A 23,118-nucleotide genomic window follows, 5' to 3' on the forward strand; every position below is an offset into this window, starting at 1 on the left:
CTTTTAAATATCTATATAATTTATAGTATAATTTATCAGAAAATTTAGAAAAAAAGATATAAAAAGAAAATCTAATGAAATTATAGGCGGTGTTAATCATATGGAAAGTAATAATAAAGGTGTGTTTAACAATGGAACAATTTCTATAGGTGAAGTATCTATGCCTAAAGGTGGTGGCGCAATAAAAGGTATGGGTGAGACTTTTAGTTCAAATCCATTTACAGGAGTTGGAAATTTTTCTATACCAATAAAAACTTCAAAAGGTCGAGGTTTTGAACCAGATATTTCTTTAAATTATAACTCTGGTGCTGGGAATGGTCCATTTGGATTAGGATTTTCTATTTCATTGCCTTATATATCTAGAAATACGGAGAAGGGTGTGCCTACATATGAGGATATTTTGGACAAGTTTATATTATCTAATTCATCAGAACTTGTAAAAACATGTGATAATAGAAAACAAATGAAGAAATCAAAAAATTTAAATTCCTCATGGGAAGTGACTTCATATTTACCTAGAGTAGAAGGAGACTTTTCAAGAATAGAATATTGGAAGAGTAAAGAGAGTTCTTATTGGAAAATTACTACAAAAGATAACATTACATCAATCTATGGCAAGTCTTTAAATTCAAAAGTTGCAAATCCAAACAATGATAGTCAAATATTTATGTGGCTTATTGAAGAAAGTTTTGATTCAAAAGGAAATAAAATTGAGTATATTTATAAACAAGAAAATAATGAAAATATAATAGATAAATCTAATTATGTAGATAGAAGATTTGATTCATATAAATATATACATAAAATAAGATATGGGAACTATTTTGATAAACAAAAAAAAGAAAAATGGGCCTTTGAAGTGCTCTTTGATTATGGTGAATATGAATTAGAAGATACTTTATTAAAAACGAGTCAGTCGAATCCATATGTATATACAAATATGTGGAAAGTGAGAAAAGATTCTTTTTCGTCATATAGAAGTGGATTTGAAATAAGAATTTCTAGGCTTTGTAGAAATATATTAATGTTTCATAAATTTGAAAATGAACTTGGAGAGATACCATGCCTTGTAAATGTAACTAATTTAAAATATGAAGAAACACTGCAAATGTCTATGCTATCAGAAGTTCAACTGAAAGGATACAGAAGGAATAAAGATAATAGTTATTTTTTAAAATCTATGCCTCCAATAAAGTTAGGATATTCTAGTTTTAATCCAAATAATAAAAAATTCAATTTATTAAAAACAAAAGATGATTCTAATTTACAAGGATATTTACAAAAAACTGAGTTTAATTTTATAGATATTTATGGTGATGGTTTACCGGGAATTTTAATGAGCAATGAAGAGTCTACATTTTTTTGGAGAGCAGAAGGAGATGGAAAATATGGCTTTTTAGAAAAACCAATTAAGTTTCCTATTGAAAAAGATTTAACTTCCTCTAATTATTTTTTAATGAGTCTTGAAGGTAATGGCAAATTGAACTTTATTGTTTCAAAAACAGAAAGAGCAGGATTTTATGAGTGTGAAAGTAATGGAGATTGGAAACAATATATGGATTTTGAATATTTTCCTATGGAATTTACAAGAAGCAGTAGAAAAGAAATGGTTGATATAAATGGAAGAGGACTAATAGATATTGCTATATTTGGAGATGATTACCTAAATGTGTATTCATCTATTAAAAAAAGTGGTTTTAGTAGAGCAAATAGAATTGATTTTGGAAATAGAATAAGTTCAGGAGAATTTCCATATAAGAATAGTGAAAACATAAATGAATTTATTGGATTTGGTAATGTATTTGGAGACGGTCTTTCTCATAGAATTAGAGTCCGAAATGGATGTTTTGAATGTTGGCCAAATTGTGGTCATGGTAATTTTGGAGAAAAAATATTGTTGAGAAATGCACCAAAGTTTGATGAAGATTTGGATATATCAAGAATTCATTTTGCAGATATTGATGGTTCGGGAACTATGGATATATGTTATGTATATTTAGATAGAGTAGATATATATCTAAATTTAAGTGGTAATAGATTTAGTGATGCAATATCAATACCATTACCAGAGAATTACTCAAAGTTTGACCAAATAAACTTTGAAGATGTAAATGGAAATGGAGCTTCTTGTATGATATTTACAAAGGTAGGAGAAATAATAAAGCACTATGTTTATGATTTTACAAATAACTCAAAGCCATATTTATTAACTAATATAGATAATTCTTTAGGTATGTTGACAAATATAACTTATTCTAGTTCTGTAAAGTTTTATCTTGAAGATAGGGTTTTAGGTAAAGAATGGCAGACAAAGTTACCATTTCCACTACATGTAGTGGAAAAGATAGAGTTTATTGATGAGATTTCAGAATCTAAATTTACAGAATATTACAAATATCATTCTGGTTATTATGATTATGTGGAACGAAAGTTTAGAGGATTTGGGTTTGTTGAAAATTGGAACTCAGAAAAGATTAATTCAAGTCTAGAAAATCCACTCATAGTACCTACTACTTATATAAAAAAATGGTATCATACAGGGTGTTGTGCTCAATTAGAAAATATATCTAAACTTAATGAAGAAGAATTTTTTTCTGAAGATTTGGATGCCTATGTACTACCAGATATTATATTAGATAGTTCTATTGACAAAAAAGATTCAGAAGAACTGAGAGAGGCATATATCTCTTTAGCTGGAAAAATTTTGCGTGAAGAAACTTATGGATTAGATAGTGATATAGAAACTTTAGATATACCATATACTGTGTCTGAAACTAACTTTAAGATAGTAAAGCTTCAAGATAAAATAGAAAATAATTTTGGTGTGTTTTATTCTCATCCAACTGAGTGTATAACATACAATTATGAAAGATTAGTAAAAGACCCACGCATAGCACACAAATTTATATTAGATGTAGATAAGTTTGGTAATATAGAAAAATCTTGTGAAGTATATTACCCAAGAAGGTTTAAAATAATAAACCAAAATAGTGTTTATAGTAAACAATACAACCTTAATATAACAGCAGAATGTACAAAATTTATAAATGAAACTGAAGATTTTAATTTAATTGGAATTGCATATGAACATAGTTTATTTGAGATAGGAGAAGTATCATTAAATGGAAAAATCTATTTTTCATATGATGAAATCAAAACAATGACAAATGAATCTTTTTGTAATGTAGTAAATTACAATGAAAGTTTCAAAAAAGGAAGAGTACAAGCTAGATGTATTTCTTGTGATAGAAAATATTTTTGGAATGAGCATCAGGATAATTTACTGGATTTAGGAAAGATAACTGATAAAGCGTTACTTCATCATCAGGAATTTGCTGTTATGCCAGAAACTTTAGTAAATGATATATTTGCGGATAGGGTAAATGATAATATATTAGTTCAAGATTGTGGTTATATCAAAAAAGAAAATTATTGGTGGAATAGAGGGCTTGTTCAAAGTTATTTTACTAGAGAAGAAAATGGATTTTTTATGCCTATATCAAATGAAAATTTATTTATAGAAAAAGATTCAAAATTATATTGTAAAAAATATATTGAGTATGATGAATATAGATTATTTCCAATTAAAATAGGAGAATATTTGTCTGAGCAAATATCAAATGAATCAGAGTTTATAATTGACTATATAACTACTTTACCAAAACAATTGAAAGATATAAATGGTAATATATATCAAGTTATTTTTGATCCATTAGCAATGGTAATTGCAAAATCTAACTATGGTATTGTTGACGAAAGTTTTCAGGGAAACGGAGATTTAGATATATATAAATATTTAGAGAATGCTACGTTTAAAGATGTTATAAAAAATAATCAAAAATATTTACAAATGGCATCTGAATTTTTCTTTTATGATTTGTGGGAATGGAGTGATAATAAAAAACCAGCTTGTTTTATTCAACTTGTAAGAGAGAATTATTTAAGTGAGATTCAAACTAAGGAAGAAGATAAGGTTCAAATTAATATAGGTTTTTCAGATGGTTTTGGTAGAAATATAGAACAAAAAACTAAAGTTGATTCAGGAAAAGCAATCTTATATAACAAAGGAAATCTTATATATAACAAGTTAGGAGAAGTATCAACTGGGTATGTAGATGAATGTTGGCAAGTGTCTGGAAGAGTAGTGTACAACAATAAGGGAAAACCTATAAAGCAGTTTAAGCCATATTTTTCATCAACTTCTGAATATGAACAACAAAAATATCTAGATAATATATTAACTGCATCAGAAGTTATTTATTATGATTCAATTCTTAGGGTTGTGAAGATTGAAAAAGCTAAAGGTATACCATCAAAATGTTCTATAGTAAAGAATGTATTTACTAAAGTTAAGTATTCTCCATGGGAGGAAGTTCACTATGATGAAAATGACACCTTAATAGATTCAGATTATTTCAATGAATATATAAATAATTATCCTGAAAATCCTACTGTAGAACAAGGATATGAGAAAAAAGCACTTTTAAAAGCTAGTAAATTTTATAATACCCCTGAAAAAAAAGTATTTGATAATATAGGAAATCAATATCTATTTATAAGGGATAATCTAGGTGAAGTTTATAAGGATTCATTTAAAGAGATAGCTTGTAAAAGAGGTATAAGTGTAGATGATATATGGAATGAGCTTTTGGATAAGGAATATATAAAACCAAGCAAGATTCAAGAAAACAAAATTTTAAGTGGATGGGTATCTGAAAAATTTCAACCATATAGTAGTAATTTTAAATTAGAGATAGATGAGAAATATGAAAGTTGCAGTAATGAGTTAATAGATTTTATGAAAAAGAGTTGTCTAACAACGTTTAATGATATAGATGTAACTGGTAAGATTAAGCGTAGTGTAGATGCAAGATTGTATTATTCAAACATTAGTGAAAAAACAGATTTTTGTAATTTTAAGTATTTTTATGATATGAAAGGTAATGAAATTTATGTAGAAAGTGCAGATGCAGGTATAAAGTTAAACCTATTAAATATGTATAATAAGCCTGTACATTTATGGGACTTAAGAGGTTTTCATAAAAAAATACATTATGATAATCTACAAAGAATTAAAGAAATTTATGTTGATGGAAGATGTGAAAGTGGTCTAAACATAAATCAAACTGTAGAAAAGTATGTTTATGGAGAATTTTATAATCAAGATATTAAAAAGGTGAAAAGTAGAAACCTAATAGGCAAAATTTATAAACATTATGATAGCGCAGGTATAGCTATCTCAGATATTTATGATTTGAATGGTAAGGCTATTAGTGTTAGTAGACAGTTTGCTTCCGATTATAAGAATGAAATTAATTGGGATAAAATAAGTAGTGTTCAGCTTGAAGAAGAAGTATTTCATACTAAATATAAGTATGATGCACTTGAAAGATTAAAAATAGAAATTACACCAGATTTAAGTATCTATAAAGCCAAGTATAATCAATTAGGTCTATTAAATGGTGTAGATGTATTTTTATCTGAAGAAAACAAAGAATACAATTTTATAAAAGATATAGAGTACAATGCAAATAAGCAAAGAACTAAGATTTATATGAATAATGGTTTAATTACTCAGTATACTTACGATGATATAGATTATAGGTTGAGAGGAATTAAGTCCATAAGGACAATAAATAAAAATGAGGCAGATAAAGGTAATGAGATAAGCACATTTCAAGAGTTAAAATATATATTTGACCCATGTGGAAATGTTATGACTATAATAGATAGTTCTTTGGAAGCAATATTAAAAAGCAAAAAACAAATAAGTCCTGTAATGGAGTACACATACGATGCTATGTATCAATTAATTAATGCAACTGGGAGGAAACATTCAGGTGTTATTGCAGATAAATCAGGTTGTGGCTTTGGAAATTCAAAATACATTAAATTAGGAACATTACATATAAATGATAGTGAAAAAATTGAAAATTATAGAGAGATGTACGGATATGATGATTCAGAAAATTTAGTATCTATAAAGCATATATCAGATAGTTTAACATGGATTAAATCTATTGATATTGATAAAAAATCAAATCATTCTCGTGGCATTAAGTATGGAAATAAAGATGAATTATATTATGAAACTAATTTTGATGAAAATGGTAATATGAGAAACTTAGAAACTATTTCTCAAATTTGCTGGAATTACAAAAATAATATATCTCATGTAGATACTTTAACTAGAGAAAATGAAATATGTGATAGTGATTATTATATATATGATGCAAAGGGTCAACGTGTAAGAAAAGTTAGCGAAAGAAAGATAAATACAAATATTTTTGAGATAGAAGAAAAATTTTATATTGGTAACTTTGAAATTAAAAAGATAAAGAGGATAAATAATAAAAATGAAACTATAATTTTAAGTAGAAAATCTATAAAGGTAATGGATGATAAGAAATGTATATCAATGATCTATTTCTGGAATATTGATGAAAGACAACGAGAAACTAAAAATACTAATAAGTACTTTTTTAAATATCAGTTAGATAATAGTAATGGCTCATATTGTGTAGAGGTAAATGAAAATGCAGAACTAATAACTTATGAGGAATACTATCCATATGGTGGAACAGCTCTGATTTTAGGAGAAGATGATAGAGAAGTTAATCTAAAGGAATACAGGTATTCAGCAAAAGAGAGAGATTTATCGACAGGACTATATTATTATGGGGAAAGGTATTATGCGTCTCATATTGGCAGATGGGTTTCAGCTGACCCTGCTGGTAAAGTGAATGGTTTAAATTTATACACATTTACTATAAATAATCCTATTAAATATAGTGATGATTTTGGAATGGATATAGGTGATAATTTTACCTTTGAAAGAGAAGATTTACTGTATGGATTGCATGAATCAAGGTCTAAAGATATTTATATGAATGAAGTTAGAGCTGCTAATGGACGTAGCCCTTTAGGTGTAGGACCTATAGTAGTGGACAATATGAATAACTTATTTTTGGGAGTGCAAAGAGGTGAGACTTATGGTCAAGGTAAAGTAGCAATTAATGGAATGACTATAGGAACTCCTGTTGTATTTAGATTTAGGAATTTTCTAGAGCGCAATTTTTCAGGAAGTAAATTACCTAGAGATAATAGACCTACTTCAATAAAAAGAAGAATCATATCTGGGTGTAAAGCAGGAATGTTGTTTACTGCTGCATCAGGAAAAACTATAAGGTTTGTGTTAGATGGATTGAATATAAGAAGTGTATGCTACAATACTCATGAAGAAAGAAGCTATACAGAAAGAGAGCTTAGATTTATATATAAACGACGTAATGATGCAAATTTTATGCAACACATAAAATTTTATAAAGAAGGTAGAGAAGTTGAAGCTCCATGGATAAGTAATAGTAGGTGGTGGAACACTTGGTATGAAAGTAAAGTTGTTAAAGGATATGGAAAGATTTTAAGTACACTTGAAAAAGTAGGATATGCTGCCTCTGTAATATTAGTTCCATTCTTTCTTAACTTTGTTGCTACTAAGGTTGGTGATAAATTAAAAGCTTTAAGTGTATAATATAAATTTAGAAAGGAGAATATTATGGATAAAGACAAGCTAACACAAAAAGAGCAACTCCATGTTTTTTATGGTAATAATCCAGATTTTGAATTATCGGATATTGAGTTACATAAAAAAGAAACTTTAGATAAATTAAATTTAGATGGAGTTAATAAAGAAGTGGTTTTAAAAAACCTTATGATACAAAAAAGATTACATCAATTACATGCGTCAGAAGGTATACATTCAAAGTTAATTGAAAATGATTTAATATCAGCTCAACAAATTGCAAGTATGGAAGAAGAGTATTTTGTTAATACATATTCAACTAAACTAGAAATAAGCAAAGAAACTGCTAGGAAAATTTATAAAAATGCAATATCAATACATAATAAAGTAATGAATCTCTTAGTAAATATAAAAACAACAGTTGCATCTCCATATTTTAGAAATCTCAAAGTAAATACAATAGGTGATGATACAATTAGATATTTTGAAAAATTACCTAGTTACCAAGAGATGTTCGGAAATTTAGATTTTTGTGATTGTGAAGATTGTAAATCAATATTTGGACCTGCTGCGTATTTTGTAGATTTAATGAGAATAATAGATAAATATATAACTAAACCAAATGAACATACTATTGATAAAGACCTGAGTTTAAATTATAGAAGACCTGATTTACAAGAGATACCTCTTACATGTGAAAATGCAAATAATCTTGTTCCATATCTAAAAATAGTAAATGAACGTTTGTATGATTTTATTAAAACTTTATTTAGTACAAAAGACACTAGTATATTTGAGGTTCTTGCTACAAAAACTGTGTATCCATTTAATCTCCCATTTAATTTAAACTTGGAGCAGATAAGAGTATATCTAAATCAAGAAAATTTAAATTTGAGTGACATATATGAAACTTGGGATATAGAACAAAACGAAGTTGAGAGAGAAAGGTTAGGTATTTCATTAAAACAGTATAATATTTTAACACAGAGTTTTAAAGATGATAATCAATTAGCAAACTATTATGGTATGAGTGATAAAGCTAAATTAGCAGAATTAAATAATACACAAACATTACTAAAAGTAACACAATTAAAATATAATCAACTTGAAGAATTACTAATGCAAAATGTTTCACAGAACGAAAAAGATAATAATATAGCACATAATTTTTATATAAATCAAGGTCTTTTAGACAAAAAATATTTGTATATTGATGACAATAAGGAAAATAAAAATAATAATCTATCAAATTCAATTAAAAACATCGATAATGATGTTCTTGATAGATTAAATAGATTTGTAAGACTAAGTAAAGCAACTTCTTTAAATTTTATGGATTTAGACTGGATGATAAACTCAATTCATTATTATGATAAAAATATAGAAATATCAAAAAAAACTATTACAGATATATCCCGTTTATTAAAATTATCAAGAGATATGAAACTTGATGTAATAGATTTATGTGCACTTATTGCTCCAATAAAAACATATGGAGAAGGCAATGACTTATTAAAGTCAAAAGTACCTTTTGATGTCATATATAATAATTGTAAAACTAAAAAAACTGAGTCTACATATCATCCTAAAAACAATAAACTAAACCCTCTATATATAGACAATTTAAAACTTTGGAATCCTGCTAAAATTGATGAAAATAATATTAAAATTTCAAGATGGCTTTCCAGTAGCTTAATTATGTCAATTGAAGATTTAAATTTTTTAGCTATCACAATTTTTAAAGAAAATGCAAACATAGATTTAAAGGAAGATATAGAATTAACTGTAGATAATTTATCAGCTTTATATAGACACTCATTACTTGCAAGAAAATTTAAAATGAAAATTGAAACCTATATAATATTGCTTAAGCTATGCCACTTAGATACTAAAAAAGTTTTTTCTATTGATGATATTTATTGCATTAAAAATGTTGTAAGTTTTATAGAAAATTCTAAAATCAACGTATACGACTTTAACTATTTTATAAATGGAGAAGAAAGTCAGTATGTAAAGCAAATATTCAAAGAAGATAGTATTGATAATTGGTTAAAGTCATTATGTATGAGCATAAAAAAAGATTCAAGTCTAGATATAGAAAATGAAATTATAGAAATGATGTCTGCTTATCTAGGTACAGAAAAAGAGTTATTAAAATATTTAGTGATTGTGTTTAAAAAGTCAATTGTTTTACCTGAGGGTATAAAATATTGGACAGAAGCATTTATAAACTATTCTAACCCTGAGAAATATAAGTTTTATGTTATAGATGTATTAAGATGTTGTTCAAGATGGATTAACTTAGTAACTAAAATAGCACCAGATTATAAGCTTGTTGAAAGTATTATTAAGTATCCGAACTATTATGGTTTCCAAAATGATTTTAAGTTGTATTCTATAGATAATATTATGAATTTTTATTTGATTAATGAGTATTTATATACTTTTGATGATGTAGATTATGACATGCTTAATTTTATTGAATCAAGCGCAAAAAAAGAAACAAATAGTACAAAATATCTGTCAATAGCAACTAATTGGAATAAATCTCAAATAGATGATTTAATATCTAAGCAATTTTCAAAAGAACAAAATTTAGTGATTTTGATAAAAAAACTAAAAAGCTGTTTTGACATAATTAATAAATTAAAGTCTGATAATGCATTTATAGACCATATTCTTACATTATCAGGTTTGGATGAAGAAAAAAATTGGACTAAATATGTTGACATTTCGAATATGGTAGTACAAAAAGTAAAAGGGATATACAGTATAGAAGAATGGAAATCGATAAATACAAAATTACAAGCAATTATAGAAGGTTCTAAACGAGATATTTTGCTTAGTATCACTTTGTATACTCTCAATAAAAAGTTTGCAGATATTAAAACATCAAATGATGTCTATAAGTATTTATTAATTGATGTAGAAATGGATGATTCTACGCAGATTTCTTATATAGTAGAAGCATTAAATGCTACTCAACTTTATCTGCAAAGATGCAGATTAAAAATGGAAAAAGGAGTAGAGTCACTAAATATACCTGAATCTTGGTGGTCCTGGATTATGAATTATAGAATGTGGGAAGCGAATAGAAAAATTTTTGTATATCCAGAAAACTATTTATTACCATCAATAAGACATACAAAGTCAGAAATATTTAATAAGTTAGAAAGTGCATTATCTCAATCTGAAATAACAGATGCATATATAGAGACAATTTATAATGATTATATAGAAGAATTTTCAAATATATCAAAATTGACTATAGCAAGTTCATATCGTTGTACATATAAAGATTCAATGCGTGGAGATGTTTGTACCTTATTTTTATTTGGACGAACAAGTCAACAACCATATATATATTATTATTGTTATCAAGAAGAGGGGATGCCTTGGACTGAATGGAAAAAAATAGATTTAGCAATAAATTCACACTATATAACTCCAGTATTTGCATTTAACAAACTATTCATATTCTGGGTGGAATTAAAAGAAAATCAAAGTACATCCATAGATGTGGTGGGCTCAGTAAGTAAATCTAATAATAGCAAAACATTTAAAATGGATATGTACTATTCGTTTTTAAATATTCAACAGAAGTGGGTAAATCCTCAAAATATATTATCAGAAGATTTGGTATATTACACTGATTACTCTGACAAGGATTCAATAAAAAATCAACTGCCTTTTAAAAATATTTTTGAAATGGATAGTATTCCTTGGCTTAAAGTAAATGCATTTTCAGTTAATGCATCTAATTTTAAAGCGTTTGATAAAAAATCAAAGGATTTTGAGCGTATAAATATACTTTATGGACCATTTGCAAATCAATCTGGAAAGGTAATTGAAATAAAGCAAATCAATGATGATGGTACAAATAAGTATTGTTTTGAATCCAAGTTAAGTGAAATAGGTGAAAGTTTTAATAGATTGGTTTTAGCAAATAATACAGGTTACTTGCCTATTCAAAATCAATATTCATTCAATATGAATATGAACAATGAACCACTATTATTAAAAAATGAATTTTTATTGGTTGATAGATATTCACAAAATAAATATCAAATACCTTATAAACCTATTATAGATAAATTTAATAATAAGCTTGGGATTGTTTATTCTCAAAGTGTAATTTATGATAATTATCTATCCGACATGAAAGACTTATCGCATCAAATAGAGGAAAGCTTTATTGAATCAGATTCTTTTACATCAGATACAATTGAATTTAGTTTATCAAGTCAGATTTTTAATGATTTAAAAACAAATAAGATAATTGATGATAATGGTAAGATATTAAAATCAAATCTCAGTACATTAGATTTGGAAATAGTGCTTATAAATAGGATTGCATCAAAAGAAATTAGTCCTAATCAACTTTTAGATATACAAAAAGTATTGTTTAGCCATGTTAGTGGTTTAAATATATTTAATAATATAAATCAAAAGGATATTTCTGTTATGCCTATATATAACCAAGTTGGTTCTTTTGTATTTGACAATGTAGATGAAACATTTATGATTTCTCCAGAGGATAAAATTACTTCAGATAAAATTTCAGTTCCAAGGTTTAGCATGTTATCAGAGGGGCTAATAATTACAAGACCACCAGCAAGTGTAAGTTCTTTTTTATCACTTGGTCTTAACTATGATAAATCAATAAAATGTATAAAACTTTTGAAAAATTATGGGTTATTGGATGAAAATAATATAGTTAAAGTTTCGAATATAGATTACAACATAATAGAAATAATATTGAGTAATGCTCAGTTGGATGACACAACAAAAAAATCTATCTATAGGATGTTGATGAATTTTCCAATAGTAAATAAATATAGTTTTGTAAATAAGGATATTAGTAAGAGTGTATCAGAAACTATTTACAATACTTTTGAGTATTATAAAATTATAGATTCACATGGTAGAGCAGATGGAAATAATTTAACATATCCAGATGTTAAGTTGATTCTAAAAAATCAAATAGAGAAAGGTACTATTAAAGTAAATCAGATTTATGATATTTATGAAAAACTAGTTCATTCACCTGTACCAGTAACACTTAAATATGAAAATTTATATGAAGATAAGAATATGTCAGACCTATCTAAATATAAATTTAATATAACTAGACTGTCAACAGGTGCAACAAAAATATTACAAAAACGTATATTTATAGGTGGAATTGATATGCTTCTTAGTACTAATTCTCAAAATATACCAGTTGTTCCTGTTTTACCTTTCGATAGATTTGAAGCAAACAAAAATTATATAAACTATCCAAGTGCAATTGATGGTGTACAGGTAGATTTTGATGGGCTTTATGGTGAATACTATTGGGAACTTTTTTATCATGCACCGATGTTATTAGCTCATAATCTGAGAAATAATCAAAATTATGCTCAAGCTCAAAGATGGTATCAATATGTATTTAATCCAACAAATCCAGAAACAAAAATAGTTAAAGATACTTTTTCAAAAGAAACTGAGCATATAATAACTGATAAAATGTCTGAAGATATACTATCAGTTTTAAAGACTAAAAAAATAGGTAATCCAGCATATCCTATTATTGATGATAATGGAAGAGTAAACCCAGAATTTAAATTAAATACAGAACTTAGTTTTTTAACGGAATGCAGTTTAAATAATGAAATGATAATCATGGTAAGAAATATATTGATGAATAAGCTTTTAGCTACACCATCAAGTTGTTATTGGAATTTCCAACCATTTCGTACTCATGTTTTAGATGAATTTATAGATACTTTAGATGACAGTAATCCTGCAATGAAAGTTTATAATAATGACCCATTTAACCCACATGCTATTGCTAGACTAAGAATGGGAGCATATGAAAAGTACACTGTGATTCAATATATAGAAAATATAATAGAGTGGGCTGATAAACAATTTATGCAAGATACATGGGAATCTATAACTTCTGCAACGATGCTTTATATATTAGCATCAAGCTTATTGGGAGAAAGACCAGTTAATTTAGGTAGACATGACAAAAAAAATGTAGAAACATTTAAGTCTATACAGACAAAATATAAAGATTGTCCAGGTGGTATACCTCAATTTCTGATAGACCTTGAAAATCATATATCTAATATAAATTCAGATATACAAGTTGATTTAGGGTTTAATAATATAGATGTTTATTTTGGAATACCAGAAAATGAGGAACTTATAAAACTTTGGGATATAGTGGATGATAGATTAAATAAGATTAGACATTCAATGAATATTAAAGGTGAAAAGAGATTATTGGAGTTATATCAACCACCAATTTCACCAGAATTACTTTCTAGGGCTGCAAGTTCAATCAATAATGTAAATTCATTAGCAGAATCACTAGATATAGAATTTTCTAATTATCGTTTTTCATTTCTAATTGAAAAAGCAAAGGAATTTGCAGGGCATATATGTCAACTTGGAACAAGTTTATTAAATACAATTGAAAAAAACGATGCAGAAAGTATGGCAGTGCTTCATTCAATACAAGAAAACAATATTTTAAATATGGTTACAGTAACAAAAGAGAAGCAAATAGAAGAGCTAAATGAAACTATTAAGTCAATGGATCAATCCCTTAAGAGTGCAGAACATAAGAAAACATATTATGAGAATTCAATAAAAGATGGGCTTTCAGAAGAAGAACAAACAAATTTAGATGCAATGGGAGTAGCCTTATTTTTCCAAGTTTATGCAAATCTATTTAAAACATCTTCAAGCATTGGATATGCAGTTCCACAAGTAGGTTCTCCTTTTGCCATGACGTATGGAGGACAGCAGTTAGGAGCTGTATTAGAAGGAATGGCAGGTGCAGCAGAAATAGGGGCATCTATCTCAAATTATGAAGCACAACGCTCTTTAACAATGGCTGGATATAATAGAAGAGAAGAAGATTGGACATTTAACAAAGAATTAGCTAATTATGAAATTGAGAATATTAAAAAACAGATTGAGACTCTTAAAATAAAAGTCCAGAGCGCAAAACAAGAGCTTGAAATACATAAGAAAACAATTTTACAGGGTAATGAAGTTTATAATATTCTAAAAAATAAATTTAATAATGTAGATTTATATTCTTGGATGGTAGGTAGAATAAGTTTAATATATTGGCAAATGTACCAAATTGGATTAAACATGGCTCATGTTGCTGAGAAAGCTTATCAACTTGAATTTGGTTGCGATGATAAATTTATAAATTTTAACAATTGGGATAGTATGAGAAAGGGTCTCTTGGCAGGTGAAGGACTTCAATTAGCATTAAGTCAGATGGAGACATCCTATTATAATAAAAATAAGAGGGGTCTAGAAGTAGAAAAAACTATATCTTTGGCAATGATTAGTCCTGAAGCATTATTAAATCTCAAATCATCTGGAAAATGTAGTTTTGAATTGACTGAAAAAATGTTTGATTATGATTTCCCTGGACATTATTTACGAAAAATTAAGAGTATATCTATATCTGTGCCAGCGGTGGTTGGTCCATTTCAAAATATTAAAGCTACATTAGTTCAGAAAAACAATAGTGTTGTTACAAAACCTTTATTGGAAGTTGTAACTTACCTGTTGGATAATAAAATTGGCAATAAACCAAAAGAAGGTATTAGAGAAAATTGGTTGCCTAATCAAAAAATTGCCATATCAAAAGGTATTGATGATAGTGGAATGTTCTTGCTTAATTTTAATGATGAGAGATACTTACCATTTGAAGGTACAGGAGTTGTTTCTAGCTGGGAACTTGAGATGTTAAAAGAAACGAATAGGTTTAATTTTGATAGTATATCAGATGTAATAATCAATGTAAAATATACAGCTCTTGAGGATTCAAATTTAAAAGAAAAGGTTATAGAATTGTTATCTAAAAGTTATCCATATGTAGGCGGACTTTATTTTCCTTTACAACAGATATTTTCTACAGAATGGAATATGTTTATAAATGAATGTGATAATCAAGAACTACAGAGTTTTAATTTTGACATTTCATTATCCCAACTTAGTTTCTTTAGAGAAGTTAATGTTAAAGCTATATATATGAAGTTAGATATATTAAAAGATATTGTTTTACCAATAAAATCAGACTTTATAACAATTGAAAATTTAGGTATGAAAGAGACTGTAATAAATTTAAATAAAGATATTGGAATGGTAAATAATATCAATTTAAATATGAATGATATTAAAGGCAAATGGAGTATAAAAATAGATTTAGAAAAAATGAAAAAAGATAAGGATTTAAAGAAGCTTCTTAAAGAAAATAATCATATTGATGGTAAGAAATTATATGGAATAGAAATGGTTTTGGACTATGAAAGTAAAATTTTTTAAGTTGATTAAATTGGTAAATCTAGTCAGTATTATGTTTTTTAAATCATATTAGAAAGAAGGCAAATACAAATGGATATTATTAAAAATATACAAAGCTATTGTGTAGAATTTAGAAATTTATTTGGGTTAAAAGATAATATATCAAGTCAGGTTTTATTAAGTATTGCAAAAGATAGTACATATGCACATAATCTGCATGCATGTAGAAATGTTCAAAGTTTTCTTGAACATCTTATAAAGAATCCAGCTTTAGATTATACAGATGAAGAAGTTGAAAAAGAATTTTTAGATAGCACATTATTTTCTAAACTTGATAACATAATTAAAGAATCTAAAATAAGTTTTGTATATGAAGATAATAAAAAAAATTATGAAGATAAGTATGGTTCTTATATAGAGGAAGAAAAGAAAAAAAATCCTGAAGCTAAACCATGTAAACCATGTGCTGAAATTAAAGTAAATGATTTTAGAGAAGTGTACTTAGATTCAAATGGAACAACTTATATTCGTGATGAGATAGTTAAATTGCTTAAAGATTATTATGATGGGGTTTATGGCTATGCTAATCCAAGTAGTTCAACAGTACAAGGACATTATACTTTCGATATTATGAATAGTTCCAGAAAGACAATAGCAGACTGTTTAATGGTTGATACAGAGGAAATATATTTTACAGGCTCAGGTTCTGAATCAAATAATTTGGCTATAAAAGGGATAGCGTTTAAGCATTTGGATAAAAAAGGTCATATTATAACCACTAAGATTGAGCATCCATCAGTACTTAGAACTATGGAATATCTTGAAACACTTGGATTTTTGGTAACCTATATAGATGTAGATAAATTGGGAAGGATATCACCAGAAGATATAAAAAATTCTATAAAGGAAAATACAATACTTGTATCAGTAATGGCTGCAAATAATGAAATAGGTACAATAAATCCTATTAAGGAGATAGGAGATATATGTAGAGATTATAATATACCTTTCATGGTGGATGCAATACAAGCTTTTGGTAAAATACCTTTAAAACCTAAGGAGTGGGGAATTTCACTTCTTACATTTTCAGGACATAAAATATATGCTCCAAAAGGCATTGGTGGAATATATGTAGAAAATGGATTAAGCTTAGTTCCAATAATACATGGTGGAGGACAAGAATATGGACTTAGAGCTGGTACAGAAAATGTAGGTCATATAATGGCTTTAGGAATGGCAACTAAACTTGCTTACAATGAAATGAATGATGAATCAAATAGACTTTTAGAATTACGAAAGTTTTTCTTAGAAGAGATTGAAAAAATTGAACCAGATTATATTGTAAATGGCTTACTTGAAAATAGACTTCCAAATAATTTGAATATAGGATTTCCACTTCTTGATAGTAGTGCAATTATAAGAAGTTTAAATAATATAGGTATAAGTGTATCTCCTGGGTCTGCATGTAGTTCAAAAAGAATAAAAACTTCTCATGTACTTGAAGCAATAGGAACAGACACAAAAAACTATGCTTCAATACGATTTAGTTTTGGACTTAATACAAGTAAGGAGGATTTAGAATATCTATTTAAATACCTTAAGAAAATTATTTATATACTGAAATCAAATAATGAAGAAGTAAGAAGTGAAATATTAGTAGAAAATTAAAATAATAAGGAGTGTTTTACTATGGGTTATGATTATAATGAATGTAAAAGACGTTTAGAGCAAAAAAAATTAAAGGCTTGTTTAGAAATGCATTGTATGGATTTTTCTACTTCAAAGGCATATCATGATTCGTGTGGTGACCAAGGAATATATCAAGCAGTACATGTAGTTATGTGTAGAAATAGTAAAACAGGAGAAACACTACCATCATCAACAGAACATTTAATTGATGATTGTATAGCTAAACGTATGCAGGATAAAAACTGGAACTTGGAAGATTGTTGTTGCTGTTGTTCATGCTTTGCAGATGGGACTTTTATTTCGGTACCAGATGGTGAAGTAGAGGTACAAAACATTAAAAATGGTGATAGAGTCTTAGGAGGTTCTATAAAAAATGATGGAGAAAAGTTAAATCTTATATGGGAGCCTGTAAAAGTACAATTTAGTACAGGTACTGAAAGTGGAGAACAACCTGCAATGGTATATATAGTATATCGTTCTGTAGATGAGGATAATTTAGATGAATTAGAAAAGAAAATAAAAAATGGTAAAAGAGAACTAATTGTAACTGCAGACCATGTATTTTTACTTGCTAATGGAAAGTTTACTATAGCAGGTAAATTGAAGCCAGGAGATGTACTAATTGATAAAGATGGAAATGAGGTGCCTGTTTTGACTGCTAGTTTAGGTCATTATACTGGTGGAGTCCATCACATAACGACTGATATAAATTTTGAAGGAAGTGTTGATAAGCATTTAGTTATTGCAGGTGGAGTAGTTTGTGGAGATTATACACTTCAACTTCACTTTGAAGATTTAGAGGATAGTTTAAAAGTTGAAAATTACAATAATCTACCTATTATAGGAAGTGAAGAACATATGAAAGAGTGTAAACATCTTGTAAAGGATAGAGGAGTATTACTTTTTAATACAAAAGATAATCCAGAAGTGGCTGTTAATGAGAAGTTTTCACCATATAAGTTTGGATATAAAGGAACTATATCATCAGCACATACATTGTTTACAAGAGAACAAGCAAATGATATATTCCAAAATGGCACACAATTTCCAATACATATGACATTGGGCTTAAATGCAATCCAATATTTAATAAAACTATTTAAAGGATTTTATCCAGATATAAATATACATTTAGAATGGGATAGAATAGAACCAAATGTATATGCATTTGAAGAATATGGAGTAAAGACTGTCCTAGTATCTGGTGGATTAGTTAGAATGGAAAACTTAGATGTTGAGGGTCTTGCTATGGCAATTGGCCATGGGATAGGTCGTTTCTATGGAGGAGCACCACAAAATAGTGATAAAATGTCAGGGACAGGACCATCAGATTATTATTCGTTTGGTGTTGTAAGTAGAAAAATATGGTTTGGTGACCAATGGATGACTTTAACTCTTAGAGGATATGAGCAATTGGGAGATTTATGTAGATTAATATCAGATGAAAATGCTACAGGAAATGAATATAATGTTTGTGAAGAACCATCTATAAAATGTAGATTGAGCGCAATGGCTTCTGGTATACAAGGAGGAAGTTTACCAGTTTGTGCAGGTGGTGTAGAAAAGCCAAAATTAAAACTTGAAGCAGTTGATAATAATAATGATGGAATTTCTCTTACTTTTAATATGACACTTGATAAGGTATTAGCAGAAGATGAATTGAACTACTTGATAGACCCAGTAGTTCAAGTAGAAGATATTACAGTAGATTCTAAAAGAGATTTTATAGTGAATATAAAGACTAAATTTGAATCTGGAAAAGAGTATACTATAAGTGTTAAAAATCTAAAATCTATATATAAGACTGACTTAGATTCAAAATATTCTTCTATTGTTTATATATGTAAAGAGTAAATTATATAAATATTAATTACATTAACATGCTATAAGATAGACAAAAAATAAAAATTGAATATATATAATTTTCTGAAAAATACTTGTCCTAAAATATATAATATGCTATAATGTAATTAAATAAGAGAAAGGGGTGATTCCAGTGGGAACGGATGTGGCACAGCCAAATGATGAAGAAAACTCAATTATAATCTATGAAATAAAGTTAGATGCTTTTAGTGCTATATTAAGTACTGGAAAAACTCAAAAGCTGGGATAATTATTGGAATTGCCTAGACTTAAAATTTTGGTAGTAAAATAGTCATATTGTATAGCCAAAGCATCTAAGTTTTAAAGTTATTTGTAAGAATTAAAACTTTTGCAAATTTCATATTTGCTTATAATTTAGTTAGAAAAATTTATGTGAAAAATTGCTTTCGATATGTGCATATGTAAAGAAATATGTATGTATGGCTAGGTAATAGGCTAGATATGTATGTAAAGAAATATGTATTTAGTCAAATATATGTATATGTAAAGAAATATATATATTATGTGTATAAGATTTTTAGTATAGATTGGTGAATAATAAAAGCAACTTATTATGTTATGTAAAACTAATTTATGTTTGTAAAAAATATATTTAAGATTTGGTTGATATATAGTTGCAAAAATATTGTTTAGTACAAAAAAATAAGTCAAGATAAGAGTTTAAAATAATTAATTTAAATATAGTTTGTTTTGACATCTAATAAATTGAAATAATTTATAAAAATAAACACCTTCTCATAGTGAAAATATACTATGGGAAGGTGCTTTTGTTTTGTATTAAAGATATTATTAAAAATTTGCATGGTTTTACATTTTAATATAATATAGACATGATAAAATATATATATTAATAAAATTTAAAAGAGAAAGGTGAAAAAGATGTATTATATAGGTGTAGACATTGGAGGAACAGGCATACAAGCAGGTGTGGTTGATAATCAAGGAAAGATACTTTTTAGAACAGAATGTAAAACTGTGGTTGAAAAGGGCTTTGAAGGAATACTAGATGATATAAAAATAATGATTGATAAACTGTTAGAAGAAAACAATCTAAATATGAAAGAGATAAAGTCTATTGGATTTGGAGTGCCTGGGTTTATAAATAAAAAAGGGTTAGTAACTTGTGTAAACTTAAAATGGGATGGAAAAGATTTTAAGAACGAACTCAAAAGAAGGTTTCCAAATGTAGAAGTTAATGGGGAAAATGATGCAACAGTAGCAGCACTTGGAGAATCAAAGTTTGGAAGTATGAAAGGTGCAGATGTTGGTGTTTTATATACTTTAGGAACTGGAGTAGGAGGAGGAATAGTAATCAATCAAAAAGTTTTTTCTGGAGCACATGGATTAGGTTCAGAAATAGGTCATCAAGTAATAGGAGAAAACTATTTTGATTGCAATTGTGGAAATAATGGTTGTGTGGAAACTTTTTGTTCAGCAACTGCCATTATAAAATATTCTCAAAAACTTATACAAGAAGGTAGAAAAAGCATGATTTTAGATTTAGCAGAAAGAGATTTAGAAAAAATAGATGCAAAGATGGTGTTTGATGCATATAGAGAAAACGACACAGTTGCAATTGAAGTAATAACTAGATTTAAATCTTATTTAGCAAAAACATTTGCAAATACAATAAATACATTAGACCCAGAAATTATATCAATTGGAGGAGGAGTTTCTAAAGCAAGTGATATAATACTTGATGGGATAGAAGATTTAGTAAGAAAATTCGTATTGTACAAAAAAGAAGATATAGCAAAAATTGTATGTGCAACTTTAGGTTCAGACGCAGGGATTATAGGAGCTGCTTTTTTATAAGGGAAATGAATTGCTTATTGGAGGCGTGATATATGGGCAAAACAAACACTAGAAGAACACTTTTTTTGATAGCCATAGGTTCAGGAACTATGCTGAATCCTCTTAATTCTTCTATGATTTCACTTGCTTTACATAGTATACAAAATGATTTTCATATTAGTTTTACAACTGTATCTTGGATTGTTTCAGCATTTTATTTAGCTAGTGCTATTGCACAACCAGTTTCAGGTAAGATAGGGGACTTAATAGGTAGAAAAATCTTATTTTTGAGTGGTTTGATACTTGTAATTTTATCAGCATCTATAGTACCATTTGTTCAATCATTCTTTATATTGATTTTTATAAGAGTAATTCAGGCAATCGGAACAAGTACCCTATATCCATCTGGAGTTGCTCTTATACAAAATAATATAAAGGAAAGACAATCTTCTGCCTTAGCAGTCCTAACCATTTTTGCTTCAACTACAGCAGGATTAGGTCCAACACTTGGGGGATTATTGTTGGATTTAGGAGGATGGCATGCTATATTTCTCATAAATATACCTATTGTTATGGTTTCTATATGTTTAGGATATTTTTTATTTCCAAAAGAAGCAAAAGAGAAAAAAGGTGTAAAGGAGACTTTAAAAAATGTTTTATCAAGATTAGATATTATTGGTATACTTCTATTTTCAATTGCAATGATTTTTTTATTACTATTCTTGCTATCTATGAAAGAGTCTTTTAATTTAGAACAACTTGTATTATGTGTAATATTGATATGTCTTTTTATTTGGCATGAGCTGAGAACAAAATTACCATTTATAGATATTAAACTATTTGTAAATAACCCTAAATTGTCAAAGGTTTACTTACAGTTTATTATATTAAATTTCTTTAATTATATTTTGTTTTTTGGTCTTCCTAGTTATTTTCAAGATGCATTACATTATAGTGCAAAAGCAACTGGTCTATTTATGTTGTTCATGTCTGGTATAGGTATATTTATATCTCCATTGACTGGAAGATGGATAGACAAATCTGGAACTAGATTGCCTCTTATGATGTCATCAATTTTTATGTTGATTAGTGCAGTACTTCTTTCAGTAATTTTTGTTTATATACCAGTAATAGGTAAGGGAATTATTTTATCATTAGCAGGTGTTAGTTATGGAATTGGTAATGTAGCATTACAATCTTCAATGTTTAAAGAAAGTCCTCCTGAGAGCATAGGTACAGCCTCTGGTCTGTTTCAAACTAGCCGTTATTTAGGTTCTATTTTTGCTACTGTATTACTTGGAATGGTATTTGAAGCAACCATAACATCAGGACAATTTAAAATATTAGGATATGTTATGGTGATTTTAGGTATAATAAGTTTTTTATTGAATTTTATTTTAACCTCCTATGGCGAAATTCCTCTTCCTCGCCATAGGAGGTGGAGGATGTAAGCCTAACCGATAGGTTATTTATTTTACTTGATTTTCAAAAAATGTATTGTATTATAAAATCAGTAGTAAAAACTGAAAGGAAGTAATTACAATGAAATTAGATAGTAATAATCATTCAGTATTTTGTTACACTATCACTTAGTTATGTGTATAAAATATAGAAGAAAAGTAATAGATAACTCTATATCAGATAGACTAAAAGATATCTAAACTGCTAAATGCTTATAAATCAGCATCAAGTAGAAGAATAAAGAATGAATTTCCAAGTATTCGTAAATCCTTATGTAAAGAATACTTTTGGAGCAAAAGTTATTGTCTAGTAACAACTTGTGGAGCTCCATTGGATGTTGTAAAACAATACATAGAAAATCAAGGAAAGTAGGGATAATATGCTAAGAGCATATAAATATAGATTATATCCAAATAGCGAACAAAAAGAATATTTTGCTAAAACTT

At 27.6% G+C, this 23,118-nt stretch carries 7 protein-coding genes and 1 pseudogene; all 8 read left to right on the plus strand.

The genetic code is table 11. The features are described 5' to 3' along the window. Positions 1-100: 100 nt before the first annotated feature. Positions 101-7,531, plus strand: a complete 7,431-nt coding sequence (locus KGF48_RS04430; RefSeq protein WP_227840023.1) for a SpvB/TcaC N-terminal domain-containing protein — start codon at positions 101-103, stop codon at positions 7,529-7,531. 24 nt (positions 7,532-7,555) lie between these two features. Further along, complete coding sequence (locus KGF48_RS04435) at positions 7,556-15,865, plus strand: neuraminidase-like domain-containing protein (protein WP_227867772.1); 8,310 nt, start codon at positions 7,556-7,558, stop codon at positions 15,863-15,865. 69 nt (positions 15,866-15,934) lie between these two features. After that, positions 15,935-17,512, plus strand: a complete 1,578-nt coding sequence (locus tag KGF48_RS04440) for a cysteine desulfurase family protein (protein WP_227840021.1) — start codon at positions 15,935-15,937, stop codon at positions 17,510-17,512. Positions 17,513-17,533: 21 nt separating this feature from the next. Beyond that, positions 17,534-19,387: a hypothetical protein gene (locus tag KGF48_RS04445; protein ID WP_227840020.1), complete on the plus strand. Its 1,854-nt coding sequence runs from the start codon at positions 17,534-17,536 to the stop codon at positions 19,385-19,387. 909 nt (positions 19,388-20,296) lie between these two features. Then, positions 20,297-21,232, plus strand: coding sequence for an ROK family protein (locus KGF48_RS04450; protein ID WP_227840019.1), 936 nt, complete (start codon positions 20,297-20,299; stop codon positions 21,230-21,232). A 32-nt stretch (positions 21,233-21,264) separates the two neighbouring features. Further along, a complete protein-coding gene (locus tag KGF48_RS04455; RefSeq protein ID WP_227867773.1) occupies positions 21,265-22,662 on the plus strand; it encodes an MFS transporter in 1,398 nt (465 codons plus the stop codon). A 91-nt stretch (positions 22,663-22,753) separates the two neighbouring features. After that, positions 22,754-23,044, plus strand: a pseudogene (locus KGF48_RS04460) (transposase). A 7-nt stretch (positions 23,045-23,051) separates the two neighbouring features. After that, on the plus strand, positions 23,052-23,118 hold a 67-nt coding region (locus tag KGF48_RS20605; protein ID WP_227830529.1), incomplete at its 3' end, for a helix-turn-helix domain-containing protein.

The sequence above is a fragment of the Clostridioides sp. ZZV15-6388 genome (genome assembly GCF_020657755.1).
In the GTDB taxonomy this organism is placed as follows: Bacteria; Bacillota; Clostridia; order Peptostreptococcales; family Peptostreptococcaceae; genus Clostridioides.